A 25924-nucleotide genomic window follows, 5' to 3' on the forward strand; every position below is an offset into this window, starting at 1 on the left:
TCTCTTAAAGCTTGACATTGTTGTTATCGATTTAAGGTGATATCTTGCGAGCTTATCGATTATACCCAAGCATCTCCAGGTTGATTGGGTATAAGTTATATCAGCATAGGAGTTGTTCATGAATGGAGTATTAGTAGATGGCGAAACAGTTTATCCGTCGAAAGTCGTTTGTATTGGCCGTAATTATGTCGCACATATCCAAGAGTTGGGCAATGAAACGCCAGAGCAACCAGTTATTTTTGTTAAGCCTAACTCAGCGATTGCAAAGGTGTTATGCACCTGCGCCCATGATGAGGTGCACTACGAAGCGGAAATGACGTTTGTGGTGCAGTCGGGGCAATTAAACGCAGTGGGCTTTGGTTTAGATCTAACCAAAAGGGCACTGCAGTCGGCCTTAAAAGCCAAAGGACTCCCTTGGGAGCGAGCCAAAGCGTTTGATAAATCAGCGGTATTCAGCCAGTTTGTCCCGTTTAAAGGTGATGTGAGTGAGCTACGTATGGAGCTATATATTAACGAGCAACTGATTCAGTTAGCCACTTATGATTTAATGATCCACAAGCCTGCAGACATAGTCGCAGAAGTAAGCAGTTTTATGACCCTTAATGATAGCGATTTATTGATGACAGGCACACCAAAAGGGGTAGGTAAACTTAATGTAGGCGACCAGTTTGTGGGTAAAATTTTTCAGCAAAAAACCTTGCTTGTTGAACATTCTTGGCAGGTTACTTAATCGATACTGCCAAGTTTTATTCTAAATAACGGTTCCATGTAAACTTTTTAATAACGCCAATGCGCTGACGTTAGATAGAGTATAAGGGTCAAAGGTTGCTGAAGCCGAGAACTTAAACAGCAGCTCTCTTGTTAAATGAGATTCAGGCACATAGCCCATTGACCAAGCGCAAAACTCACGCTGTGTAACATTTTCATAGCTGACAATAGTTACTCGACAATGGCGTTCGTCACTTAAAATACGCTGATATGTTTGATTGATGTTATCTCTCGATCCTTCTAAACATTGCAGAAAATAACGATGGCTAAATAAAAGCATACCCGACACATCCTGCTTTTTATTGTTGCGCCGAGAAGACGCTAGAATATGTTCAATATCTTGACTGTTAAACGATTCAGAGAGGGTGCTGGCGTACACGATACGATACAAATTCATAATTAATTCCTAACTATGTTAATGGATTGCAATTGTTGCGCGACAGCTAAATGCACAAAACGTAATACTATAAAGATAATAAAGAGCATAGCAGGAAAAAATAATTTCATTGACCAATAAGTGATAAATGAGGCGACCTAAGTTAGTTGTGTGATGATAGGAGAATATGATGCACCGCCTGAGCAAATTGCTACCTGCAGGCGGCGGATAATGAGTTAGCGATGACCTTTAATTATCCCTTTAAGGTAATTATTTTTGGTTATTTTGGTCATGGCAAACACGGCAAAAACGTGGCCACAAACAGCTAGCATAGTCAGATTGACGAAAAATTCATGAACTTCTTTCACCCAGTCTTCACCCCAAAACGCATCTGTTCCCATGGCCCAACCAGATAAGCCTATCAGCAATAGATTGAGCCAAATAAACCAAACCATTAGCGCGCCAGCTGGATTATGTCCTTGATGGGTATCCTGCTTGGTTTGTTTAACCTCTTTTAAGTGCTCAATGGCTGCTGTGACAGAGGGAAAAAAGCGTGATAAACGAGCCGGAGAGTCGGTAATGAGTCCCCAGCACAACCGTACCACAACCAAGGCGACTAAACTATAACCAACCCATTCATGGATGTCGCTGCCTTCTTCGGTGAAGAAAAAGTTAGCAAAAAATAACCCTGCTACCCCCCAGTGAGTGAGTCTGACGACCATATCCCAAATAGGTTGTGAAGGACTATTTTCCATTAGCCACGCTCCTCTTTAATCACTTGCATGTTGGTTGGATCGAAATAAATTTCAACGCGCTCACCTTGGCTGTCTTTACCGTAAAGTTCATAACAGCCAGTATCGGTTTTTTTGAATTTTTTGATCGTATAACCTTCGTCAACTAACTGTTGTTTGGCGGTATCAAATGGGATCCAATCAGATTCTGGTGCTTGACTACATTGTGGATCGGCATAACTGGCGCTGGCGACGAACGCAAGGGCAATAAAGGGGATGTTTTTAAATCTCGTTAACATGGGTAACTCCTAATAAAAGTAACTAATAAATAAACATTAGCGGTTTGAGCCAGATTAGTATTCCCCTGTTTTCTTAACGATTTCTTAAGCCGAAAGGGAAATTCTCCTCTCTTTTAAAAACGCCAAATAGTCTCAAGGGGGCATTGTCACTGACTTGCAGCATTGTTGACCCAGGTAGTGGGCTTCAGGCACACTGCCGCTTCAAAATACACAATGGGAATAAAAAGAAATGAATGGAACTAATCGGTCTGATATTAAAAAAGATTTGTCCGTGTCGATAGTGCTAAAACAAGATCAACGCAGCGGCAAGCAGACCGATGGAGTGGTTAAAGATATTTTGACTAACTCAGCGAATCACCCTCAGGGCATAAAGGTACGATTAGAAAGTGGTGATGTTGGGCGAGTTAAAAAGATCAATGATTAATACTTAAGCTTAACTGGTTAACAATAGCGGCACGTTGGCTGTCGCACCGCTATCCATCATCACTTTTATTCAGTCGGTCTAATGGCTTTAATATCTTGATCAGCAGCCCAAGCCAGCACATCTTCACGCTTTAAGGCTGTGGCCATTAAATCAGGAAACTGATCAGGAGTGCAGGCAAACACCGGACTGCCTAATGTTGCAAACTCGCTGGCCATTTCAGCATCGTATGCAGGGCGACCGTCGTCACTCAGTGCTAGCAGGGTTATCACGTTAACATCTTGCTTTATTAACTGTGCAATACGTTGCTTTAACTCTGTTTCATTGCCGCCTTCATATAAATCGGAGATCAGTAGCAAATGGGTTTTACTTGGCTGTTCAATCTGATTTTCACAATAGGCAATGGCTTGGTTAATGTCGGTGCCACCACCTAATTGTACGCCAAATAATACACTCACCGGATCGGCTAACTCTTCGGTTAAATCAACAATGCTGGTGTCAAAACAAATCAATTTGGTTTTGACCGCCGGTATTGATGCCATTACCGCGGCAAAAATTGAGCTATAAACCACAGACGTTGCCATCGAGCCTGATTGGTCAACGCACAAAATAACCTCATCTAAATCGGCGAGACGACGCTGTTGGCGCATAAATCCAATCAATTTTTCTGGTACTACAGTGTTATATTCACGCTGATAATGGCGCAGATTAGCATGAATGGTGCGGTGCCAGTCGATATCATTAAAGCGAGGTCGAAAGCTGCGTTTTGACTTATTGACCGCGCCTCGAATCGCTTCGCTGGTCTTTTGCTCTAATTTAGCCAGCAATTCATTGACCACTTTTTCAATCACTTGGCGCGCAGTGTCGATGGTTTTTTCAGGCATCACCGAGCGTAAGCTGATTAAGTCCGCAATCAAGTGAACATCTGCTTCAATGGCGGCAAGAAACTCAGGCTCCATCAACATTTCTTTTAGGCCTAAGCGCTCAAAGGCATCCCGTTGTACTACCTGAACCACTGGTGCAGGGAAGAATTCGCGAATATCGCCTAACCATTTTGATACTTTCGGCGCTGAACGTCCTAAGCTACCTCGGCCACTACTTTTTTGCGGGTCTTCACCGTACAAGGCAGACAATGCGCCAGACAGGCGTTGGTCGCGTTCACTCAGCGCCTGTTGTTGCTCATCATCGACGCCTAAAGCTAAGCGCCAACGGCGCGATTTTTCATCAGGCTGCTCAATTATTTGCTGCTTACCAGACTCGTCTGGATGGGGCGTATTTGTATTATCGTTCATGCAAGCCAATCCTTATCGCGGCGGGCGAGTTTCGTCAATTGCAGTAGCTGATGTTGCCAACGATCGAGTTGCGTCATGTCTAACGTTTGCAGGGTTTCACCTTGCAATCGATAATTAAATAGCGTGTCGAATAGCCGTTTTCGCTCCATCGTATCTAGGCTTGAAAAAACACGGCGGAACAAAGGTAAAAACTCAATAAAATTCGTTTCCTCCAGTTGTAGTAGCCAAGTGTTTATTGCGTTGAGTAACACAGAGTCATATAAGAGTTGATCGACGGCATCGCTAAAAAAACCATCGAAAAATCGCGCCGCTTGAGCAGGAGGTAAAGCAGGCGAGAGCATTCTATTAAGCATTAAACTGAGTTGTTCACGATTTAACTTTTCAGCTTGATACAATAAGCGTGCGCACAACCCCACTAATAACAAGCTTGATTGGTCACTATGTACAATAGTTTCAATGGCTTTCCACCATAGTGCGAGTGTATCCCCAGCCTCTAAATGCAGCACTAATGCGCGATGAGCCTGACTGATGTTATCGCGATAGTGCAAAGTTTCTTCATCGTTTAAATTACGACAAGCATAAGGCAATGCCAGCGCCGCTTGAACGGCTAAGCGTTCTGTTAGATCATCAATTTGTGCCAGTGACATGGTCCGAGCAGTACCGTAGCGGCTGATGTCGATAAGTGGGGCAATACTGGTGAGTAAATCGTGACAATCACTGACATGGCCTGCGCGTAAGGTTAACTGATTTAAACCAAACGCTGTAGCAGTGGTTAACTCTGCCGTTAAACAACCATGTACTAATTGTGCCAGCTTGGCTAAGTGAGACTCTTGGGCGAGAGTGGCCATCACCTTATTATTCGCCGCTTGTTCAATGGTGCTGCCGTGAACAATATTTTCAACTAGCTTGATGGCGTATTCGGGTTGCCAAACTAATAACCACTTTTCCCTAAAGGTGCCGCGACTGCTCCCTGCGCTGAGCAGTTTGCCCCAAGGTACTTCAAGCAGTTGCAACCGGTGCAGTAATACCGATTTATTCTGGCCAATCTCGCTACGTAAATCTAAGGCATGCTCTCGTCCAAGCGCTTCCGGCTTGAGTTTGTATTTTTTTTGTAATCTTTGTAAGTCTTCCAGCAGCGGCGCCAGCTCAGTATCATCAGGGATCTGGCCAACTTGATGCCCCAGTAATACGCTATCGCTGACTTGTTGCCACTGAGCCTGCTCGCCGAAACATAGGCAACTGATCACTGCATCGATAATTTCTTCAAAACTGGCTTGAGGTCGTTCGCGCACGGCGGCTAAGCTCAGACATAGTCGCTGCGCCTCAATTACTGACGCAGTTGAAATGATGGCGCCTTGCTTACGTAACTGCTCGGCAATGGCCACCAGCCAAGGTGCTATATGATCTTCATTGTCGCGATGTTGCCAAAGGTGTTGATACCACATCGGCGCACTCACGCCCGCACCATAACCTGTTTGGCTGGCTAATCGAGATGAGGTCCATGGGATCCAAGTTGATTTATATTTACTGGCGGCGAGTTTTTTGGGTAAGGTTTTAACCAAAGCGCGATCATCTTTTGCCGCGTGTTTGGCTTTTAGAGCGGGTACATGCCAAGCACCACAAATGACTGCTATCTGGCCATCTTCTGTTTTTGCTGCTTTGGCGATCTCTAAACGCATAAATGCTTCACGCAAATGGTCTTGCACAAGCGCGGGCGAGTCTTGGGAAATGGGGTCACGGAGTGCCGTCATTGCGAGTTCGACTTGTGCAAAAATAGCCAAGTTGTCATCACGGTTTTGTTCAATTAAGTCGTTCCACCAAGCCTCCGCATCTTGGTATCCGCCTATGTGGGCGAGTGCGGCAATGGGATCGCGCAGCAAAGCCGATAAATCTTCATCGAGTTCGGAATTTGGCTCAGGTTGATCAGTGCTGTCGTTTGCTTCGCCTAGGGCTTCATCTGCTTGAAGTGGCGCTAACTCAACTTGCATCTGCGCTAGGCGCACCGCAATCGGCAAGTCAATAAACTCAACGGGCACTTGATGTTGCCGCGCCCATAAACAAGCTTGATATTCAGGAGAATACTCAGCGAAGGGGTAAAAAATACTGCTTTCGGCTTGCTCTACCACGTAGCTAAGTAATGCTACCGGTGGCTTCATTTGCTGGTGGGCAAGCAAAGGAAGTAGTTGGCCACAGTCCGCTGGCCCTTCAATAAGCAAACGCGTGGGTTGCAATTGATCTAAGGCGGCCAACAACCGTTTACTTGAGCCTGGGCCATGGTGGCGAATACCAAAATAGTGAATATCAGAAAGTGCCATCAGCTAACCTTATAACACCTGATTTAAGTGATGGTAATAGTCTTCAAACCCTTTGCGTTTTTTCAGCACGGTTTCAAGGTATTCTTCTAACACGGCGCGATCTTGTACCGGATCTTTTACAATCGCGCCGAGTAAATTTTGGCTGATCTCTGCCGCACTTAATTGGCCTTGGTTAAACCAGTTTGCTTGACTAAGCCCGCCGACCATCACGGCAATGGCTTCCGCGGTCGATAAATTACCGGAAGTGGTTTTTAAGGTAAGTTTACCATCAAGGGTTTCTCCCCCTCTTAGCTCGCGGAAAATAGCGACGACTTTTTCTATTTCGGCGGCGGTGTTTTTCGGTACAGGTAAATCAAGGGATTTACCCATTTCGGCAACGCGTTTGTTAATAATGGCGACTTCTTGTTCTACAGAGTCAGGTAAGGGCAGCACAACCACGTTAAAGCGACGCTTTAATGCTGATGAAAGCTCATTGACTCCCTTATCGCGGTTGTTGGCTGTGGCGATAATATTAAAGCCCCGTTGCGCGAAGATGGCATCATTAAGCTCAGGAATAGGCAGCATTTTTTCTGACAACACGGTGATCAAGGTATCTTGTACATCCGAGCCCATTCGGGTTAGTTCTTCTAAACGGCATAAGTTACCTGCTTGCATAGCGCGAAACAGTGGTGTGGCGACTAGCGCTGCTTTACTTGGACCATGAGCTAACAGTTGCGCGTAGTTCCAGCCGTAGCGGATCTGATTTTCATCGGTGCCTGCAGTACATTGGATCACTTGTGTGCTGCAACCACAGATCGCGGCGCTTAAATGCTCCGACACCCACGACTTTGCAGTGCCCGGAACCCCTAATAGTAACAAAGCGCGATCGGTGGCTAAGGTAGCAACAGCAGTTTCAATGATGCGGCGTTGGCCAATATATTTTGCCGAAATTTCGACACCTGATGGCGTTTCACCGCCCACTAAATAGGTCACCACTGCTTGTGGGGATAATGCCCAGTTATAAGGCTTGTTGCCTGTATCTTCGGCTTTTAAAGCGTCAAGTTCGTGTTGGTAGGTTTGCTCAACGGGTAAGCGAAGGGTGTCACTCATGATAAATTCCTTGAATTTTGGGTTTGTGCTAAGCCAAGCCCAATATTGAGTTTAAGTGCGTCTAACATAGGATCGGCAGCCATCATGCCCAGCGCGATCAGCTCATCATAGACACGCTGTGCGACCTCTGGCGGTAAAACTAATCCAAGAGCACGTAACTCTGCCTCGTTGTGATAGTGCTCAAGGTAATGTTTTTCCTTAAGCTCTTGTTTGATTTCTTGTTGCAGCTCAGCCCATGCATGGCAGCTGCTAAATTGTAGCCAGTTCAGCTTTGCTAAAGGGGCATCGATTAACGAAAGCCAGCTGGCAAAGCTTAACTGCAGGGTGCGTTTGTCGAGTAGCTGATATAACACGGCGGCAGCGGCGTGCGTTGAACACCGTAATTGAATGGCGTTTAACACATGCCAAAATACACCGTCGGCACTTAGCTCATCACAGCAACGGGTGATAAATATGTCCAGCTCGGGCTCGGGCAGTGAATCAAATACGTTGCGGATAAAACCAAGATTGTCTTGTTCGCGTTGTTGGTCAAATTGCCAACCCTGGCACAATTGTGCTAACGAAATGTTAAGCGCGCTGGCCAAAGCGGGTAAGGATACTTCAGCAATAAACTCGGTGCGTAGGGCCTGTTGCTTTTTGTTCTTTAATGGCACAGGCTCCACTAGGGTAGTGTGCTTTAGCAAGCCTTTGGATTTTATCTGGTACCACTGCGCTAATTCTTGAGCCTGTTGCTGCATTTGTTCGTCTTCAATGTAGCAACCTAATCGAGCCAGTAATTGCTTAGCGAGTGTCACTACTTTTTTTGATTTATCCGTTAAGCAAGCTTGCAAAATAGGTTGGTCATGAGCGCTGAGATTGACGCTCAGTATTTGATAGAGTTGCAGGCGTTTTTCCGCTAACTCAGTTTGCGCTATTTGCTGAATTAATTGACCTGCTAACATGGGGTCGCTATGGCGCAGTTGCGTTAGCCGCTCTCGTTTCTCTGCGGGGAATAGCTCGGCCCAAGCCTGTGGGTCTAGCTCACTAGTGGGTTGCTCTTGCCATTTGTTGATTTGTTTATTAGACCAATATAACCAAGGCATATAAAGGCTTGGTGTGGTGTTAGAGTGTTTGGTTGGCATCCAGTCGTTGGGGTGCGCGCACACTTGCCGACTAGAAAGTAAGTTTAATACTGGTAAATGACCAGCATTTAACTGCTGCTTACATTGAGCTAAGACTCGCTTAAACAATGGCCGCAATGAAGGGGCAATACAGGGGAAATCAAGTTCGGGTAAGTCTGGCGCAGCGATTAGGCCCTTGGGCGGTTGTTGATATTGCATTACCAATTGCTGCTGCTGGGTTAAAATCAAGCCATGCAAATTGAGTTGTGCTGGCTCTAGTTGTGCTAATTGCCCATGCCAGCTGCTTGGCAAATCGTCTAACTGAATTTGGCCATGACCCACTAACCATTTTTTTGCTAATTGCTCGCCTTGGTGGAGTGCTTGCTCTATTTCGTTCGTGTTGTGCGAGGCGCTACTGTTTACTACAGACATGCAATCATTCCCCATTTTTCAGTGTCCACACTTATCAGCTCAGCGAATTGTCCATCAAGTAACATCAAAGCTGAGCGTAGCTGGCTACCTAACACCAAAGGTTCAAGATCTGGGTTTATCAATAGCACAGATTCATTACTGACATCACTATGCCACCAGTATTGGCCAGTGTCGTCTTGGCTAACACGGCCCGAAGCCGCCATAAAGGGCACTTCATGCGTCCAAGGCTGCTGTTGATGTTGGCTTAAAAAGTGATCGCGCCAGCTAAGGGCTGGTTTATTTTGATGAGACTCGCCATTGTCGGTTGTTAAAGGGGTGTCACTGATCGTTAGATATTGATGCTCACCCAAAATGGCACGATAGGGGACTCGGCTGGGGTAAAAAATCACATCCCCCTTGATTTGCTTGCCCATGGCAGTTTTGATTTGACTGCTGCCACTGGATACGGGTAAGTAATCTAATAGTAACGCTAAAGTAAGATTCTCAGGCTGAGAAACATGATATCCCTCTGCCTCCTCAGGCAAACGTACAATCCAACGCAGGGATGCTAGCAAACCATTGCGACGCATTTCAGACTTTTCGCCGATGACTTGCCAAGTGCCGGTTACTTTTTGTGGCAACAAGCCAGTTACAGCGTCACTAATGCTGTTTACTTCATGGCTAGGTTCATCGCTTGTTTCATTGCTCAATGCATTGATTAACTGCTCGCGGCTTTCACTGGCTACCACCGCGCGATGCACATCAATATCATCAGGGTTGGTTAGCCAAGCTTCAGTGAGCAACGCCAACTTAGCCAATTCTTGTAATACTGCATTAGGTTGTTGTTGCAGTGGGCGAGCCAGTATTCTGGCGGGGAGTTCGTCAACGCGCGCGGCCAAATTCGCGGCTTTTGCGTCCACTAAGCGTGCGGCAATTTGTCGACATTTACCTTGGCTGTCTTTTAAAAATCGAATAATGCCGTTACTTAGCTGGTCATTAATCCATTGTTGCAGTTCAGCCAAACCTTGTTGCACGCTGGCACGCGTTTTTTCGCGATTTTTCATCGCGCGCATGACTTTATCTGCTTCGCGCTTAGCCTGTGCTGCTTCACTTAATGGCGGTTCGGTTACTGTTTGGTTAAGTGATACTTGAGCGGTTGATTTTTTCTCGTTCGTCGCGGCAGTTGAGTGATTGCTTTTTGCAGCGGCGTCACTCTCACTCACTTTAGCGCTACTGCGTCGACGGCGGCCTAACCAATCATTCACCCATTCTGGTGGCGTGGTTTTAGTAAAGTTGTCGGGTAAATCAGAAAACTGCCAAAACAAAGCTAATACATGCTTACAAGGAAACTTACGAGACGGGCAAGTGCATTTGTAGCCGTGATCAGACACATCAGCCATGGTGTAATAAGGCGTTGAGCCTGAGCCTTGGCACTCACCCCAAATAGTATTCACATCTGCGGCTTGACCTAAAGCCGGCCACTTACCGGGCTTAAGTAATTTTTTTGCGGCATTAATTGAGGCTTGATCCGGCGCCAATTCTTGTACGAGAGATTCAGATACTTCCACGTGATAGAGCCTACTCTGATTTATGCAAAGAGATTATTTTGATGAAACAAGATGCTAGCCAGTGTATGCATAATGATTTTAAATACAATAAGCTACTGGCATTTAGAAAGAGGATTAGGCTGATTTAGCTCGAAAGGGACTTAAATTGTGATCGCCTTAATAGGGTTTATCCAAAAAGCAATACTTGCTGGATAAGCATCTGGAGGTTGCATGGGTATATTACAGCGCTTAATCTTTGTTATTGAGTAGCAGTGCCCAAATGCTCGATCTTCACCAAAATAACGGTTTCTTGCTCAACATAGGGATGATGCTCACTCATATGTGGACTACGCAGCCACGTGCCGCTTGGGTATCGCGCGTATTCATCACAAAACTCGCCGCTAAGCACCAATATCTCTTCGCCGCCAAAGTGACGATGAGGCACAAACTGCTCACCCGCTGGCCATTTTACTAACGCGGTGTGCTCCACATCGTGTTGATGTAGTGGCATTACTTGCAAGCCACCTTGCCCAGCTAACCAAGGTGTTTCATTGCTATTCACGCGCACGCTGGTTAAATCGTCGGCTAAAAATTGGTTTAGTTTTACAAAAATCACGCAACCTTCTTTACTAAAAGGCTGATGTGAGCTGCCGGGCGGGTTACGCAGATAGGTGCCGGCGGGATAGTCGCCATGTTCATCGGAGAATACGCCTTCAAGTACAAAAATTTCTTCGCCCATGGGATGGTGATGAGGTTTGAAATAGGAGTTAGCGGCGTATCGTACTATGCTGGTTGCGTGGCCACTTTCAGCGCCTTCGCGGGATAATATTTTGCGGGTAACGCCGGCCAGTGGGCTGTCGACCCAAGGCTGCTGCGCGGTATCGATAACCACTTTTTGCGTAAAATCTAAATTAATATGCACCATAGTTATTGCTCAAACTACGTTGGTAATGAAGTGGGTATTCTACCTTACGTTGCTTGAACGCAGGCGGTTTATCTTTGCGCCTGCCTCATGGTATTTACTGCGCTGTATTGATTAACCTGAACCTTGGATAAGCACAATAGTATGCTTTACTGCAAAAACGCTGTAAATATTTCCCTATACGCTTGGCGTTTTCATCCCTGAAAACGAAATTTTGCCGTAAAACATACTTTATCTTGCTGCGATAGGCTTAAACAGAACTGAGGTTGATGACCACTTTTTCGATGGTAATGGTTGCCACGGGCACGTCATCATAACCCGCCACGGTGGTGGTTTTAGCGCGGGCGATTTTTTTCACCACCTCCATGCCTGCGGTTACCTTGCCAAACACGGCGTAACCCCAGCCATCAGCAGAGCGGCCAGTGTGATCTAAAAAGTCGTTATCGGCCACGTTAATAAAAAATTCGCTGGTGGCAGAATGTGGCTCGTCGGTGCGCGCCATAGCCAAGGTGCCTAAGGTGTTTTTTAACCCATTGTCGGCTTCATTGCGAATAGGGGCATGGGCTGGTTTTTCTTTCATTTTTGCCGTCATGCCACCGCCTTGGATCATAAAGCCCTTGATGGTGCGATGAAAAATGGTGTAATCGTAAAAACCTTCTTCACAGTAACGTAAAAAGTTTTTTGCACTCAGCGGCGCATTTTCAAAATCCAGTTCAATCTCAATGTCGCCCACGTTGGTGGTAAAAGTAATCATCATATCGCCTTATTAACGGTACTTGCCGCTGGTCCATGGGTTTTCACGCTCGCCGCTTTTCGCTGGTTGCGCGGGTTTGTCACTTGCTGGTCTGCCACTTTTGTCGTGACGTGGTTTCACTGTGCCTGCGGATGCGCTGCGCTTTTTGTCTTGGCCAGTATTCTCTTTACGCTGCTTAGGTTTAGCAGCAGGATTAAATTTTGGCTTAAAGTTCAAAATAGATATCGGCACTTCTTTGATTGGCGCAAAGCCTTCAACTTCTTTGCGCACAATTAACTGGCCCAAACGACTTTCAATGGCGCACAGGTTTCTAAAGTCATCCTTAGAAACAAACGAAATCGCCTCACCACAGGCGCCAGCACGGCCAGTACGACCAATGCGGTGAATGTAATCATCGGCTTCATCGGGCAAGTCGTAGTTCACTACGCGCTCAAGATCGTCAATGTCGATACCGCGCGAGGCAATGCCGGTGGCGACTAAAAAGCGAATTTTACCTAATTTAAAGTCAACCAATAGTTGTTCACGTATCGCTTGGCTGCGGCCGCTGTGAATGGCCTCAGCAGCAATGCCGCGTTTTTCTAGTTGGCTGACTAACTTAGCCGCGCCTTTTTTGGTTTGAATAAAAATCAGCGCTTGTTGCCAGTTTTGTTCGGTGATCAAATGACTAATCAAGGCCGACTTTTTGTCTTTATCAACCGTGGTTAGCCACTGCTCAATTTGCGGCGAACTGGCATTGTCTTTAACAATTTCAATCTCAACGGGATCTTCAATCGCCGTTTTTGCCAAAAAGCGCACTTGTTTTGATAAGGTGGCCGAGAACAATAAATTTTGGCGCTCGGTAGGCAGGCGTTCAATAATTTTATTAATGTCTTCGATAAAGCCCATGTCGAGCATGCGGTCGGCTTCATCGAGCACCAATACCGACAATTCATCAAAATGCAGCGCGCGCTGGCTGTGCATATCCAATAAACGCCCCGGCGTGGCGACCAGAATATCTATCCCTTCAATTAAGCGCTGCTTTTGCGGCGCAATATCAACGCCGCCATACATGGCCATGGAGGTCAGTGGTAAATATTTGCTGTATTTAGCAATGTTATCGGCCACTTGTACGGCTAGCTCACGGGTGGGCGTTAAGATCAGGGCGCGAATGCGCTTAGGGCGAATTTTGGGTAAATCTTGAAACCGTTGCAGTAATGGTAATACAAAACTGGCGGTTTTACCGGTACCGGTTTGCGCGGCGGCAAGCAGATCATTGCCACGCAATATTTCAGGAATAGCCTGTTTTTGGATCGGCGTAGGCGCGCTGTATTCAAGCTCGCTAATGGCTTTTAAGATTGGATCGCTTAATCCAAGTGTTGAAAATGGCATGGGGTGTCTCAGATAAATAAAAAGGGGCAAACTGCGCAGCCGATATTTTTGATGAACAGGGTGCAACAGAGCAGGGCGGCAGTATATCAGAAAAGTGAGCCATGCCACAGTTTATGCAAATCGGATAGATAGTCTTGCGTTACGCTCGTGCTAGTTCAGTTGCTTTGGTAGCCATTCAGAGGTGCGTTCAAATAGTAGGCGAAGGTTAGATTAAACCCGCTGACAAAGAATTCCACCTCGTCAGCGAAGTTGTTAAATCATTTATTTTAAATCAATGATGTAAAGGGTGCTGGCATCAATCACTTTGTTATCTTTATCAAGGTATTTTTGCTCTAGCTTGCCGTCACTTGACCAAGTCGCAAAATCATCGTCGTTGAGCACGCCAAGGGTGGTGGGGTTGATTAGCCACATGCCCTCTAATTTATCGTGAGGATATTTCACTTCTTTTACTAAATCTGCCACTAGAGACTTACTGACCGGTGTTATCTGGTGTGATGCTAGCGCATCCCAACCTTGTGCCATGGCCACTTGCTCAAGGGTTTTTCCTGCTATGGTTAACCCCAGTTTTTCATCTTGTACTAATGTATCGCCGCTTTTAATGGCTTCTAGGTTGGTGGCTTTAGCAAGGTTGATGCGATAGATATGTTTCATGGCGTTAGGGTCGTCACGTAAAAAAGCGCCGTCTCGCTCAATCACTAAAAATTCGTTAGCCGAGAGCGCAACAATACCTGAGTTGGCATTTTGCGCCTTCTCTTGTTGGTAAAGATACTGGCCAATCTCGCCTGTTTTCAAGTTGACCGTGACCAACCGAACTAAGTTCAAGTCTTTTACTTTTTTGTCTGGGTTATGCATGGTTGATTGCATAATACCGACCAAGGTGGACTCATCGGGCGTAATGGCTAAGCCTTCCATACCGCGGTTAGGGCGGCGATTAGCAAACTCGGCAGGCAGGTTGAGAGTCGTGCGTTTGTCTTTGGCGAAGGGGTTGATACGGCTAAGCTCAACGCCATCACTGTCAAAATGCACTATATGTGGGCCGTATTCATCGCTAACCCAAAAAGTGCCGTCTTTTAAGGCGACGAGTCCTTCGCCGTCGAGACCAAAGTCATCCAACTTGAGTGGGTTGGTTTTCGCATCAAAAGGTTTGTCAGCATTTACCGTAATAGGCTGGCCCTTTGTGTCGTAGGGCGTTTCGCCGGTGCCGCCCAAGCCAGAGCGATTTGGCAGCCCCGTGATAGGTGTGCCATCGGGTTGCTTTAATAAAATGGTGCGAACCAGTGTCACTTTGCCAGTGGCATTGACTTCAAATAAGCCAATACGAGGGGTGTAGTCTGGGGTGGGAAAAATCTTCCCTTTGCCGTGTTCACCTTGTTTATAAGTGGCATTGGGGCCGCGATCGGTTAATGCGTAGAACTGATTTTTGTTGGTTGGATGGGCGGTCATATCTGAACCGAAACCGCCGTTGCGGATCTCCAGCATATGTTCGGGTTTAGCATGATCAGTAATATCGTTTCTTAATACTTGATAGGGCAACGGCGCGCCATTTTGTGAATCAACATGACTGACGTTGAGCGCTTCGGCGCAGGTTAAACCAGTATTAAACAATAGCGCCATGGCTAAGGTAGGGAGCCCTTTTTTTACGATCATTTTTATTGCCTTTATTTGTTATAAATTGATTCAAAATGGAAGTCTGAGAGCGGCAAAGGGTATAGCGGCAAGATGTTAATTTTGTTTCAGTTATATGATGGTTTTATGCCAGTTTATGTGGAATAGCGGCTTGTCTTCAGTAAGGGATGGTGCTGGGTTTGAATAGAGGAAGTTGTTGTATGTCTAATACCTAATCATTGTTTTGCTTGTCGCAGCTAAAAGTAGAGAGTAAAGACGCGATAATCCAAGCTGCGCTAATGCCAACGAGGTAGCTCAATTTAGTTGGTATTTGTTCTTGAGACGCTGTCACTTCGATATAAACCAGCGCGCTGGAGAGCATTAGCATAAACAGAAAAGCGTGCTTTTTAAGTTGAGTAATGAGCAGATTAATCCAAGTCATGTTTTGCAAATCACTTAATCAAGGGGCAAAGTAGAAAATAGTCGATTTGTAAATATAAAACAATCTATAAAGCTAGCTGTGTGACAAAGGAAAAAGTGCCGAACTTTCCAGACACTAGACACTAACGTTCGCTTGCCATACTATAGGTTGTATCTATATACAGTACTTAAGCGTAATGAAAACACTTCCAGAAAAGTATTATTTAGCCCATTTTTATGAGCTGGTGGCGTTTATTGATGCCACTAGCTTGCACTTACTTAACGCAGAGCAGCAGCGCCAGTATGCGCTTGTGCAGGGCTTGAGTGAGGCTGCGTTATGCTTGTTGATCCGCATTGTAAATCGAAAAAGTACCTTTGTTGCGCCGGCGCGATTTAACTACGCTGAAATTTTGGATATCACTGCCGCATTGGCGGAGCTTGAGCAACATCAGTTGATCACGTCGGCGGCGCAATTACCCGCCAAGCAGTTATTGCCTGAGCTGACCAAAGCGCAGCTGCAAGAGGTATGCGCTCAAGCGGGCGTGGTAGATATGCCGGCGAACTCAGCCAAAAAACAGGCGTGGATTGACTGTGCGCTTAAGCAAAGTTGCGCCATTAAACCTACTAGCGATCCCACTTATCAGGCCTATATACAGTCTGTTTTTAAAGACACCTTTGACTATTTTTTATATCTGTATTTTGCCCACCTTGGCGGCACCTTAGCGCAATTTTCGATGCGCGATCTCGGCATATTAAAAACCAATGGCAACAGTAGCCGCGCAGCCGCTAGCCAATTAAATGCGCACTTTGATGAATTAGAAGAAGCGCAAACTGCGTTTTACTACAGCCAGTGGCTGCACCAGTTAAAGGTGATGAGTGATGAGGAAAAAACCGCCCTCGCACAAGCGCTATTAACATCAGCAAAGGTCGAGCCGATTGGGCGATACGGCCAAGAAAAATATAACTTATTAAGCTACAAATTGGCGCATCACTGCTTGACCCATGCGCCCGATATAGCAATGACGTTGCTAGCACAAAGCGATCACCCTAAAGCGCAGGAAAAGCATATTCGCGCCTTGTACGGCGAGGGCGAATTGACCCTTTTCCAAGCCAAATTAAACGCCATTCTTGAGGCTTCGGCAGATGAATCTTTATTGCTGTTTGCGCAGGATTTTTCGCGTTTAAAGTTTGGCTCCCAGCGCACGTCATTACTGACCGAGATGCTACGTAACTCAGGGACTGCTATTCCACTGGACGAAGCGTTTGTTGGCGCGCCAGAGCAAGGTTTGATTGATTATTACCAGCGCCATGGTATCACGGCTATCCACAGTGAAAATGGCATTTGGCGCGCGCTGTTTTGTTTGAGCTTTTGGCCTGAGCTTTATCAAAGTGACAAAAACCAACTCAGTAACGAATTTGCGCTGCGCCCGAAATCCATTAAAGAAAATAATTTTTACGACACCTTTGCGCCTGAAGTAGAAACGCGGCTGCAACACTTTACTGATGCGCAGGCGATGCTAGCGTGGCTGTTGCAGCAAATAACCGCCCATTATGGCGAGCCAAACTGCTTTATGGCGTGGTATGACAATCTCTATGAGCAGCTTAGTTTACTGGTTCGCCATAGCCCAATGGATGCGCTGCGCAAGCATCTGCGCGCCATGAGTAAAAATTATCGCGGCTTAAAAGATGGTTATCCTGACTTGATTGGCGTGCGCGATGGCAAGTTGTTTTGCGTTGAGGTTAAAGCGCCCGGTGACAGCTTGCGCCGCAATCAAATGGTGACCATGAATCAGTTGCTAAGCGCAGGATTTGATGTGTCTATTCAGCAAGTGGCGTGGCAGCTTGATCCCGCCCAGCCGTATGTAATTGTTGATGTAGAGACTACTGGCGGGCAAAAAGAATATGACAGGATCACCGAGATTGCCTTGGTTAAAGTCGTGGCAGGAGAGGTGGTGGATCAGTGGTCGAGTTTAGTGAACCCGAATAAACATATTTCAAGGCAAATTACCGCGCTAACGGGCATTAATAATCAAATGGTGCGCGATGCGCCTGTTTTTGCGCAGCTAGCCGAAAAGATTGATGCTTTTAGCCAAGGCGCTATTTTTGTCGCCCATAATGTGAATTTTGATATGGGCATGATCAAGGCTGAATTTGCGCGTTGTGGCTTAAGTTATCGCCGCGCTAAGTTGTGTACCGTTGTGTTAGCCAGAAAGTGGCTGCCTGGTCACGACTCTTATTCATTAGGTAAACTTTGCGCAGATGTAGGCATCACCCTTAATGGCCATCACCGTGCATTAAATGATGCTAACGCCACGGCAGAGCTGTTTATCAAGATTAATGCTTTGCGTTTAGCGCACTCGGCGCAATAGCATAAGAAGTCAGTAGGGGGAATATTGCTCCACTTGATAAGCTTGGGAGCCAGTCACAGTATTGGAACCTGCATCGCGAACGTTGCGCCGCCGGTTAATGTTAGCTCCAGATCACGTATTTGCTCGACACTGTAGCCTGTCTGGTCGATTTGATGCTGATGGCGCTCTGCATAATCGAGCAATCCTTGCCAAGCGGCAATGTAGCCAATATCCGACACCAGGTAAACCTCAGTGCATAAATAATTACCTGCAGGCAGCAATAGGTTGGCTTCGCTATTCGTATTTTCAGTGCCGAGCCAAACATCCATTTCATGCCATGGCCGTGTTAGTTGGTTGACTGGCGATAGCGCGAATAAGCCTTTGGTTTGCTTTCCTTTAGTAACAAACTCTCGATCCCAACTGAAGTTATCTTGCAGGCTTGCATTAAGCCAGCGGTCGGGATACCAAATAAGTTGGCAAGGTAAGTTACGTGCAAGGTGCTGCTCTAGGTTTTTACTGTTGCCTTTTTGCGCATGATTGGCTTGAGAAATGAGTTGGATACTCGCTGCATGCTTGGTATTAGTCTCGGGACAAGTGGGATGGGCAATTTTTTCCAACATCTGAGCCGTTTGTTCAGGCGTTGCGCTACGCGCCATTTCTCGCAGCGCCTTGGCGCTCATATTAAGTTCTCGTTTTAGGGCTTTAGCCAGTGCTTGCGAAGAGGAAAAACCACAGCGATGGGCGATGTCAGTAATGCTGTACTGGTGTAATTCAAATAGTTCGTACACGGCTATTTGCAGCCGAATACGGTTAAGGTATTGCCCCGGTGTTTCATGCCAAATTTGGGTGAATTGGCGATGAAAATGTGAAGGGGAAATGGCGCACCGTTCGGCCACTTGTTGCCAGGTTAGCCCTTCACTCAAGGCGTGATGCATTAGTTGTAAGGCTTTTTCAAACCGCGCCTGTAAATGAGGAGGAAGCTGCTCTAATAGCGCCATTTCAGGCACAAGAATAAAAGGCTTGCTAGCCACAGATTCCGGGCGCGCGGTATTATTCAAGTCAGTTGTCATCAGGTTTAATTTTGTCGATTGCCATGGTTCAATCATAGCTGATGTTATTTGCATTTTAACTATCTACTTGTTTAAGTAAGAGATTCATCGATTCAGTTGCTATTGCAGGCTGCTTTGAAGATGTAAAAAGGCCGAGCAACACAGGAATAATAATCAAGGTAATACTGGTGGCAAATAGTTCGCCAAATACCAAGGATACGGCTGCAGGCTTTAAATATTGCGCTTGCTCCGCGCTTTCAAATAACAGCGGCAATAAACCACATACCGTGGTCATGGTGGTTAAAAAGATAGCCCTAAGACGGCTCGTCCCTGCTTTTATTAAGGCTTTATTCAATGGCATGCCGGCGCGATAAAATTGGTTAAACCGTGTCATCAGTACCAGCGAGTCGTTGATGACGATACCTGTCATTGCCATCATGCCGAACAGAGATAAAATGCTGACAGGTAAGCCCATTATGCCATGACCAAAAATAGCCCCAGCAAAACCAAAAGGGATCACTGCCATAATAATTAACGGCTGCCAGTAAGATTTGAGCGGCACAGCAAGCAAGGCGTAGATAAGCAATAAGGTTAAGAGCATCGCTGTTTTAAATCCTGCTTGAATTTCGCCTAATTCTTCAAACTCACCCCCTGATTGAATCTGAACGCCGGGGTAGCGCGTGGCTAGATCTTCCATCAGCGGCTTGAGCTGTTGCAGCGTTTGTTCTGGCGATTGCACCGTGCGATCTTGTCGCCAGTATAAGTTCACCACTTGCTGGCGGTCGCGTCGATAAATTACCTCTGGCTTTTGCTCGAAGCTTAAATTAGCCACATCTCCTAGCATTACCGTCTTGCCGCTAGATAAGAAGATAGGGGTTTGCAGTAGTTGTTGTTGAGTGGCTTTCTGCTTGGCCTGATAGCGTAATATCACTTTGGTTTCTTGGCCCTGTTGCAATAAGCGATGAATTTCACGTTCACCATAAGCGCCGCCAATCATCAGCGCAATTTGCTGTTGTGTTAATCCCAGTTGATGACCAAATTCATTAAGGGTAATGCGTATTTGTTGTTGGCCGCCTTGGCCGTCATCATACACATCATGTACACCGGATAAAGTGCTTAAATGTTTGGCCAGTTGGTTGCTTGCTTGCATCGCAAGGGCATGATCTGCTGAAGAAATACTGATAAAAGTGCCGCCCGCAGGGGCGTCAGCTGCCGAAAATGAGACCGCATATGCACCTTCAAATTGGCCGCTGTATTGTTGCCATTGATTCAGTGCCAGGTTGTTGGGCAACACGGTTAAGGCTTCGTTAGTGAGTTCAACCGTGGCGTCTATTTCGCCATAACCGGTTGACCATACCAATAAGTTAGTGATGGGTGGAGCACTCAATGGGTAGTCATGTTGCAGCTGTTGATTGAGTCTATTGGCCCCTTGTTCTAATTGCATTTGGGCTTGTTGCTGCAATGGCAGTGGCGCGCCGGGCGTTAGTGTGACGGTTGCGCTGAGATAGCGGCCGGGGATCTCGGGAAACGCAGAGCTGCGAATAAAGCCGGTCGACCACAGACCATACGCTAGCAGCACGCAAGCAAAAAAGCTGATTAAACAAGCGGCTTTATGGCGGATAGCATAGCGCAGTAAGGGTGCATAACATTGATTGTTAAAGCGCTGCAGGGCAGATTGCGCCGATGCTTGTAGCTTAGCCACAATTGGCCATGGCTTACTTTGAGCGGGCATGGCGGCAAGATGTGATGGCAGGATAAATTTACTTTCAATGAGTGAAAATAACAGTGCGATAATCACCACCGCTGAAAAGCTGGCCAATAATTTGGCTAACTCATTATTGATCCAGAGCATTGGAGAAAAGGCGGCCACGGTGGTGAGCACTCCGAACACAGTGGCGACCGCTACTGATTCCACCCCCTTAAATGCTGCTTGTTTTGGATCGGGGTTGGTTAAACGGGTTTCATGAATGCTTTCGCCAACTACCACGGCATCGTCGACCAAAATACCCAACACTAAAATAATGCCAAATAAAGTGATGTCGTTAATGCTGTAGTTAAGTACGTTCATCATTCCTAAGGTGCCACAAAGGGCAATTGGGATCCCTAAAGCTACCCACATGGCCAATCTAAGGCGTAAAAACAGGCCTAAAATCACCAATACTATTAATAGCCCCTGCCAAGCATTGTTCGTTAGTCGGTTGAGTTGGTCTTCAATATAAGGTGCCATATCCGCCATTACCGCTAGGGAAATATCAGCGGGTAACAAGGCTTGTTGCTCTTTGAGCACAGAACTGATGGCTTGACTAATGTGAAGTAAGTTATCGTTTTGACTGGTATTAATTTGCAGCGCAATGGCACTTTCGCCATTATTGCGTACGATGGCTCCGGTCGCTTCATAGTCGCGGTAGATAGTGGCGATATCATCTAGTTTGATGATGCCTGAAGGCTCCGCGATAATATCAAGTTGCTTTAATAGGGTGAGATTATCGGCGTAGCCGTCGCCCCGTAAGGTGATCCGGCCTTGCGCACTTTTTAACTCACCACTGCGGGTTTCGATAGACATTTGCTCAATGCGCTGGGCTAAAGATTCAATGTTAAGGCCCACCATTTGAAGCTGCGTAATATTGGGCTCAATGACGATTAGCGGAGCACGCTCACCTAAATTAGTCACCTTGGTAATGTCGGGATGTTGTTTCAATGCCAGAGCCACTTGGCGTGCAATGGGTTGCAAATTTTGAGCGGTTTGCTTGGATGAAATAATGACAAAGGCGGCTAAATTGGTGAAGTCTTCACGTGTTATCTGAGGTCGTTCGGCCTGAGTGGGCAATCCGACAATGCTGTTAACGCGGTTACGTACATCCTCAAGTAACTTCCCTAAGTCAGCGTTGGATTTTTTTTGCACGCGAATTTGCGCCATACCCGCTGAAGATTGGCTAACTAATCGTTTGATCCCTGCTACATCGCCAAGGGCGTCTTCAATTCGCTGGGTTACACTGGCATCAATCTGTTGTGCGGTGCCGCCGGGGTAGGCAATGGTAATGGTTAAACTTGAGGGCGCGATTTGTGGAAAGGATTCCACCCGCAGTTGCGATAAGCTGAGCAATCCGCTGGCGATCATGGCTAGCATCAGTAAATTTGCCGCAACAGGGTTGTGAATAAACCAATGGGTTAACCATTTCATCGTTGTGCTCCCAGTGTTGTCAGAAAATGAACTTTAGCGGCGGTTGTTGTTGGCTCAGCAAAAGGAATAGGCTTTACTTTTACCCCCTCTAGCATTGACGTAAGTGGGTATACGGCGATCATTTTCGCATTTTGCTGTTGGTCATTTGACGGAAAAGTTACCCAAACATGATCAGGGGTTGTTTCCAAAATTCGCACGTCAGTTTGTTGTAAAGTATTGTGTTTATTAATCTGCCAGATCAATCCATCTGGTGTCAGCGCACTGATAGGTAGCTTGGTAGCCAGCGGGAAAGCAGGTAAGGTAACTTCAATGGTGACAGGTTGATTTGGCAGTAAACGCGATGATTGCTGAAAAGGTTTATTAATCGCTAATACCACTTGCCGCTGCTTGGTGGTTTGGTCAACTTGTGGCGCGATAAATCGTACTTTGGCTGGCCACTGTTGATTCTGACGGTCGAACACCTCAATTTTAGGTTGCTCTAAACTGGCATGAATTAGTTGCCAATGTTGCTCGGCCACGGGCAACACAACATCTAAGCTATCACTGGCGGCGAGTTCAAATAACGGCTCCCCCATTTCTACAAACTGCTTTGGACTAATAAATCGATGCAGGATGATGGCATCAAAAGGGGCGCGAATTTGGCTGTCACGTATTTTTTTTTCAATTGTATTAAGAAGTTGTTTCGCCTGCGTTAATTGAGCTTTGGCCGCGGCAATTTGCGGTATTTTTCGGGCAAACTCAGAGCTGCGTTTACCGGCTAGCATTTTCAGCGCAACAGTTTGTTCATGTTGCTGTTGTTGCAGCAGTAACTCAGCTTGTTTGATTTCACTTAGGGCATTGGCGCGTTCAGACTCAAGTTGCAAGGTGTCAAGCTCAGCCAGAATTTGCCCTTTTTTGACTAATGTACCAGGCTCAAGAGCGGCATCTAAGCGTATTACTTGCGCACTGGTTTGCGTTTTTAATTGGGTTTGCCAGCGCGCCGAAGTATGACCAGTTAATGAGAGTTTGGGCTGGTGAGGTGTCGGCGTTACTTGGATCACCGAGACTGGTAAATCTGACTCAACACTGGCGCGAGACTCAGCCGAGACCGGTTCAAGCAATACGACGGCTGAGATAGCAGCACACAACAGCAGCACAGATCCAATCAAGGGCATTAGTTTGCTTTTTTTCATTGTATCTCTCCGTTTACTTTGATTGGGGCAGGGGTGTTAAGGCGTTGTATTATTTCGCTTAAGCGCGACCAAGTTTGTAAGGTAATGGGCAGCAAAATCGCGGCATCTAGGAACTCCAGCGAGTAGCTCACAATGGTGAAAATACTGCCCGGCGTCAGGGTTAGGCTGTGAGTAGCGAGCCAAAGGTTGAACAAGACAAAGATAAAGAGCAGTAAGAAAATCAAACCAAATACGATGGCTTCAGTATCAGATAGTTTGATCTCTTTCAGATTTATCTTTTGCAAATAAGCGTGAATAGAGCGACTGACCCCTTGCTCTAGCACATCAACTTGTTGCTCTTTGCAATTATTGAGCGCCGCATTTGTGGTAACAAATTGGCTATGGGCGGCGCTGTAAACGGCAATGATTAATACGCCTGCAACGATGGCAGAAAGCCCTAAGTCAACATGAGCGCTCGTTAAGATAACGAATGCGGCGACCAGTTGGATAATTGCGGTCATCAGCGGTGGGATATCGTTTTCTAAAAAATCCACTAACTCTCGTGACATATCAAGTCGTGCATTGCGAGTACTAATGGGCAAGTGTGCTAATTTTTCGGCAACGGACAAACCAAGATTAACGCGGATCGTGCCAAAGGCTCGGGTATCGTAAATACGCCTGGCTACCACCAACGCGACAATCAGTACCAAGATGGCGCTCAGAACATAAAAGTCATGAAAGTCGCCTTGTAATAAGCCATCGATGGCGTAGCCGATGAACAAGGGGATCAACACGATCAACGCATTTTCGAGTAACACCAAAGCCCAAGTGAAGCCTATTAAAAGCTTATTAGCGCCAAGTAATGCTTTAATCGTAAAAGGTTTAACTTCATGCATCAGGTTTGCTTATTAATAATTAGCGAATTCAGAGCATGGTGACAGGATTGCAACGAGAAAAAGTGTCCCAAATTGCTGTATGTTTAAGCTTAGCGGCATCACCTATAGAGAGTGTTTATTGCCAGTTTCGTGGTAAATTACACGCGTGAAAGTATAACTGAAGGCCCACATGGATTGATGCAGTCTTATCTTTTAAAAAGAAACGCACGCCTGAAATTGTATGGGGTCGGTTCAGTTTGGCCGACTGGTATGTATAACGATACTAATCGGTCGTTAAACTTAGTTAGTGGGAGGTATAAGGTGTCTCAAGGAGCTTTAGAACGCTTAAAGGGGGCGGTTTTAAATGGTACAGGAACTCAAAATCTTCGTTATCGTTTTCCTGAACAAAACTCTTCTTTTGATATGAAAGAGTTAAATATGTTTAACTGCGCTCAGTATGCAGTTTGTGAGATTCCAAGCTTGAATCAATCAGGATCTGTGTCAATGCTTGTTGAAAGTATGGGGAGATAAAGAATGTTAGAAAATAATGAGCTCATCAGTATTTATTCAGCTTTGTGTAGAATTCATCAAAGAAGGATCGTCGCAGAAGAAAATAAGGATGTTTCAGCTGAAGCAGCTGCCGGATGTGAATACTCAGGACTAATAGATTATTTAATTTCAACGGGGTGGGATGACTGTTTGCCTATGGATATGGAGCCTGATGACAAATATTTACCCCCTAGCTATTTGAAGTTACGAGCTGATATGGGATTCGACGAGGAAGATTTAGGTTGAATTTTTTAGCCCATGCCCACCTTGCGGGTGGGCCTAAAGAATTCACAGTTGGTAGCGTTGTTGGTGAGTACGTTAAGGGTAGCGCTACCTCCAATTTACCTTTGTTATTCGGCTCTGGAGTGAAGCATCATCGATTAATAGATGTATATACTGATCAACATGATTTTGTAGTGAGTTATAAAGGCCGTGTTGATAAGAGATATCGTCGTTATTGTGGAATCGTATTAGATATTTATTGTGATTATTTACTGATACAGAACTGGGGCTCATTTTGTGATGAAAGTGTTGATGGCTTTATTGCCAAATTATATCGGGGTATTTTAGAGCACAGCTGGCGGGTACCTGATAAATATCAGTTAATATTGAACACTCTAGTCGAGGATGATTGGTTAAGTTCTTATTCATCCATCGATGGTATATGCTCTGCTGTTCAACGTATAGAAAAACGCTTAGGAAGAGATGTGGGTTTAGAGCATCTTCTGAATTCGATGCATTCTGATGAAGAATTAAAAAGTTCATTTGTTCCTTTTTATAGTGACTTATCTATTTATGCCGTTGATCAAAAGAGAATATTAATTAATCAATAGCGGTGCTTTTCAGGTAGTTGCCACAATTAGCCGCTTTAGGCTAGAGCAGGAATAATAGGACATATATGGTCACCTCGGTTTTAACAAGGCCAATGTGTCCTCTTTCTGTTGTTTTTACAAAACAAAGGGGCCAGGCCTTGCTTTTTGCTCTATTGCCCAGAGATGTCTAGTTTTTTCCCGAGTTAGTCGCATAGTAGCAAAACGCAAGACCTGACCCTAGTGGTTCTAGTGATTCGGACCTGACCCTGATCGTGCTGCTTGCCGTCCGAGCTGAGGGCTTCCCTAACGCCATCATTCTTAAGAAATTTTTGTTAGATCCAATACCATCGTTGTAGCACTTGAAAAACCCACTAACCACTTTACATGAATGAAACTTTCATCCTTCAATGCGATAAACCCTTTTGATTCATACAGGTTTCTAGCTCGTGGATTGCTGTCAATAACGTAAACGCCCCATGATCCCACGGGCTGATGTTGCTAATGTTTGAAGTTCCAAGGCAGGAGCGCATCGATATCTGGC

The 25924-nt window shown here is 45.9% G+C and carries 23 protein-coding genes; 6 read left to right on the top strand and 17 right to left on the bottom strand.

Annotated features, from left to right (window positions below):
• The first annotated feature begins 118 nt into the window (after nucleotides 1-118).
• Nucleotides 119-730: a fumarylacetoacetate hydrolase family protein gene (locus Q4519_RS17040; RefSeq protein WP_303514322.1), complete on the top strand. Its 612-nt coding sequence runs from the start codon at nucleotides 119-121 to the stop codon at nucleotides 728-730.
• A gap of 21 nt (nucleotides 731-751) precedes the next feature.
• Here Q4519_RS17040 and Q4519_RS17045 read toward each other — a convergent pair whose 3' ends face one another.
• The 3 genes from Q4519_RS17045 to Q4519_RS17055 form a co-directional block, all read right to left on the bottom strand.
• On the bottom strand, nucleotides 752-1165 hold the full coding sequence (locus tag Q4519_RS17045) for a BLUF domain-containing protein (protein ID WP_303514325.1): 414 nt from the start codon (nucleotides 1163-1165) through the stop codon (nucleotides 752-754).
• A gap of 215 nt (nucleotides 1166-1380) precedes the next feature.
• Nucleotides 1381-1899, bottom strand: a complete 519-nt coding sequence (locus Q4519_RS17050) for a cytochrome b/b6 domain-containing protein (protein ID WP_303514326.1) — start codon at nucleotides 1897-1899, stop codon at nucleotides 1381-1383.
• On the bottom strand, nucleotides 1899-2174 hold the full coding sequence (locus Q4519_RS17055; RefSeq protein ID WP_232803774.1) for a PepSY domain-containing protein: 276 nt from the start codon (nucleotides 2172-2174) through the stop codon (nucleotides 1899-1901). The genes Q4519_RS17050 and Q4519_RS17055 overlap by 1 nt, the downstream gene beginning before the upstream one ends.
• A 229-nt stretch (nucleotides 2175-2403) precedes the next feature.
• On the opposite strand from Q4519_RS17055, the gene Q4519_RS17060 reads away from it, so the two are divergent.
• Complete coding sequence (locus Q4519_RS17060; RefSeq protein ID WP_303514328.1) at nucleotides 2404-2598, top strand: YwbE family protein; 195 nt, start codon at nucleotides 2404-2406, stop codon at nucleotides 2596-2598.
• 65 nt (nucleotides 2599-2663) lie between these two features.
• On the opposite strand, the gene Q4519_RS17065 is transcribed toward Q4519_RS17060, so the two are convergent.
• From Q4519_RS17065 to Q4519_RS17110, 10 genes are all read right to left on the bottom strand, one after another.
• Entirely contained in the window at nucleotides 2664-3887 is a 1224-nt protein-coding gene (locus Q4519_RS17065; protein WP_232803772.1) for a VWA domain-containing protein, read from the bottom strand.
• Nucleotides 3884-6202: a DUF5682 family protein gene (locus Q4519_RS17070; protein ID WP_303514333.1), complete on the bottom strand. Its 2319-nt coding sequence runs from the start codon at nucleotides 6200-6202 to the stop codon at nucleotides 3884-3886. Before Q4519_RS17070 ends, Q4519_RS17065 begins: the two co-directional genes overlap by 4 nt.
• Nucleotides 6203-6211: 9 nt before the next feature.
• Nucleotides 6212-7291, bottom strand: coding sequence for an AAA family ATPase (locus Q4519_RS17075; RefSeq protein WP_232803770.1), 1080 nt, complete (start codon nucleotides 7289-7291; stop codon nucleotides 6212-6214).
• Nucleotides 7288-8823, bottom strand: a complete 1536-nt coding sequence (locus tag Q4519_RS17080; RefSeq protein WP_303514336.1) for a DUF5691 domain-containing protein — start codon at nucleotides 8821-8823, stop codon at nucleotides 7288-7290. Before Q4519_RS17080 ends, Q4519_RS17075 begins: the two co-directional genes overlap by 4 nt.
• A complete protein-coding gene (locus Q4519_RS17085) occupies nucleotides 8814-10370 on the bottom strand; it encodes an SWIM zinc finger domain-containing protein (protein WP_303514338.1) in 1557 nt (518 codons plus the stop codon). Before Q4519_RS17085 ends, Q4519_RS17080 begins: the two co-directional genes overlap by 10 nt.
• A 238-nt stretch (nucleotides 10371-10608) precedes the next feature.
• Complete coding sequence (locus Q4519_RS17090) at nucleotides 10609-11274, bottom strand: cupin domain-containing protein (RefSeq protein ID WP_303514341.1); 666 nt, start codon at nucleotides 11272-11274, stop codon at nucleotides 10609-10611.
• Between the two features lie 247 nt (nucleotides 11275-11521).
• Nucleotides 11522-12025, bottom strand: coding sequence for a peptidylprolyl isomerase (locus Q4519_RS17095; RefSeq protein WP_303514343.1), 504 nt, complete (start codon nucleotides 12023-12025; stop codon nucleotides 11522-11524).
• Nucleotides 12026-12037: 12 nt separating this feature from the next.
• Nucleotides 12038-13393 carry a DEAD/DEAH box helicase gene (locus Q4519_RS17100; RefSeq protein WP_303514344.1) on the bottom strand — a complete coding sequence of 452 codons (1356 nt, stop codon included), beginning with the start codon at nucleotides 13391-13393 and terminating at the stop codon, nucleotides 12038-12040.
• 261 nt (nucleotides 13394-13654) lie between these two features.
• Nucleotides 13655-15040 carry an esterase-like activity of phytase family protein gene (locus Q4519_RS17105; protein ID WP_303514346.1) on the bottom strand — a complete coding sequence of 462 codons (1386 nt, stop codon included), beginning with the start codon at nucleotides 15038-15040 and terminating at the stop codon, nucleotides 13655-13657.
• Nucleotides 15041-15230: 190 nt separating this feature from the next.
• Complete coding sequence (locus Q4519_RS17110; RefSeq protein ID WP_232803764.1) at nucleotides 15231-15440, bottom strand: hypothetical protein; 210 nt, start codon at nucleotides 15438-15440, stop codon at nucleotides 15231-15233.
• 175 nt (nucleotides 15441-15615) lie between these two features.
• Here Q4519_RS17110 and Q4519_RS17115 point away from each other — a divergent pair, with 175 nt between their 5' ends.
• Nucleotides 15616-17787, top strand: coding sequence for an exonuclease domain-containing protein (locus Q4519_RS17115; RefSeq protein WP_303514350.1), 2172 nt, complete (start codon nucleotides 15616-15618; stop codon nucleotides 17785-17787).
• 53 nt (nucleotides 17788-17840) lie between these two features.
• Here the strand turns inward: Q4519_RS17115 and Q4519_RS17120 are convergent, their stop codons facing one another.
• Genes Q4519_RS17120 through Q4519_RS17135 form a run of 4 tightly spaced genes read right to left on the bottom strand, consistent with a single transcriptional unit; the run spans nucleotide 17841 to nucleotide 24043 of the window.
• Nucleotides 17841-18890 carry an AraC family transcriptional regulator gene (locus Q4519_RS17120; protein ID WP_303514352.1) on the bottom strand — a complete coding sequence of 350 codons (1050 nt, stop codon included), beginning with the start codon at nucleotides 18888-18890 and terminating at the stop codon, nucleotides 17841-17843.
• Between the two features lies 1 nt (nucleotide 18891).
• Complete coding sequence (locus Q4519_RS17125; protein ID WP_303514355.1) at nucleotides 18892-21996, bottom strand: efflux RND transporter permease subunit; 3105 nt, start codon at nucleotides 21994-21996, stop codon at nucleotides 18892-18894.
• Nucleotides 21993-23168, bottom strand: a complete 1176-nt coding sequence (locus Q4519_RS17130; RefSeq protein ID WP_303514358.1) for an efflux RND transporter periplasmic adaptor subunit — start codon at nucleotides 23166-23168, stop codon at nucleotides 21993-21995. The genes Q4519_RS17125 and Q4519_RS17130 overlap by 4 nt, the downstream gene beginning before the upstream one ends.
• Nucleotides 23165-24043: an ABC transporter six-transmembrane domain-containing protein gene (locus tag Q4519_RS17135; protein WP_303514360.1), complete on the bottom strand. Its 879-nt coding sequence runs from the start codon at nucleotides 24041-24043 to the stop codon at nucleotides 23165-23167. The genes Q4519_RS17130 and Q4519_RS17135 overlap by 4 nt, the downstream gene beginning before the upstream one ends.
• Nucleotides 24044-24343: 300 nt before the next feature.
• Between Q4519_RS17135 and Q4519_RS17140 the strand changes: the two genes are divergently transcribed.
• From Q4519_RS17140 to Q4519_RS17150, 3 genes are read left to right on the top strand one after another with little or no spacing between them, the layout of a single operon-like run.
• Nucleotides 24344-24553: a hypothetical protein gene (locus tag Q4519_RS17140; protein ID WP_303514362.1), complete on the top strand. Its 210-nt coding sequence runs from the start codon at nucleotides 24344-24346 to the stop codon at nucleotides 24551-24553.
• A 3-nt stretch (nucleotides 24554-24556) separates the two neighbouring features.
• Nucleotides 24557-24817 (top strand): hypothetical protein, encoded by a 261-nt coding sequence (locus tag Q4519_RS17145; RefSeq protein ID WP_303514365.1) that lies wholly within the window; start codon nucleotides 24557-24559, stop codon nucleotides 24815-24817.
• Nucleotides 24814-25404 carry an ACP phosphodiesterase gene (locus tag Q4519_RS17150; RefSeq protein WP_303514368.1) on the top strand — a complete coding sequence of 197 codons (591 nt, stop codon included), beginning with the start codon at nucleotides 24814-24816 and terminating at the stop codon, nucleotides 25402-25404. Before Q4519_RS17145 ends, Q4519_RS17150 begins: the two co-directional genes overlap by 4 nt.
• Nucleotides 25405-25924 lie beyond the last annotated feature (520 nt).

The sequence above is a fragment of the Motilimonas sp. 1_MG-2023 genome, from assembly GCF_030547455.1.
Lineage (GTDB): Bacteria > Pseudomonadota > Gammaproteobacteria > Enterobacterales > CBDFNC01 > Motilimonas.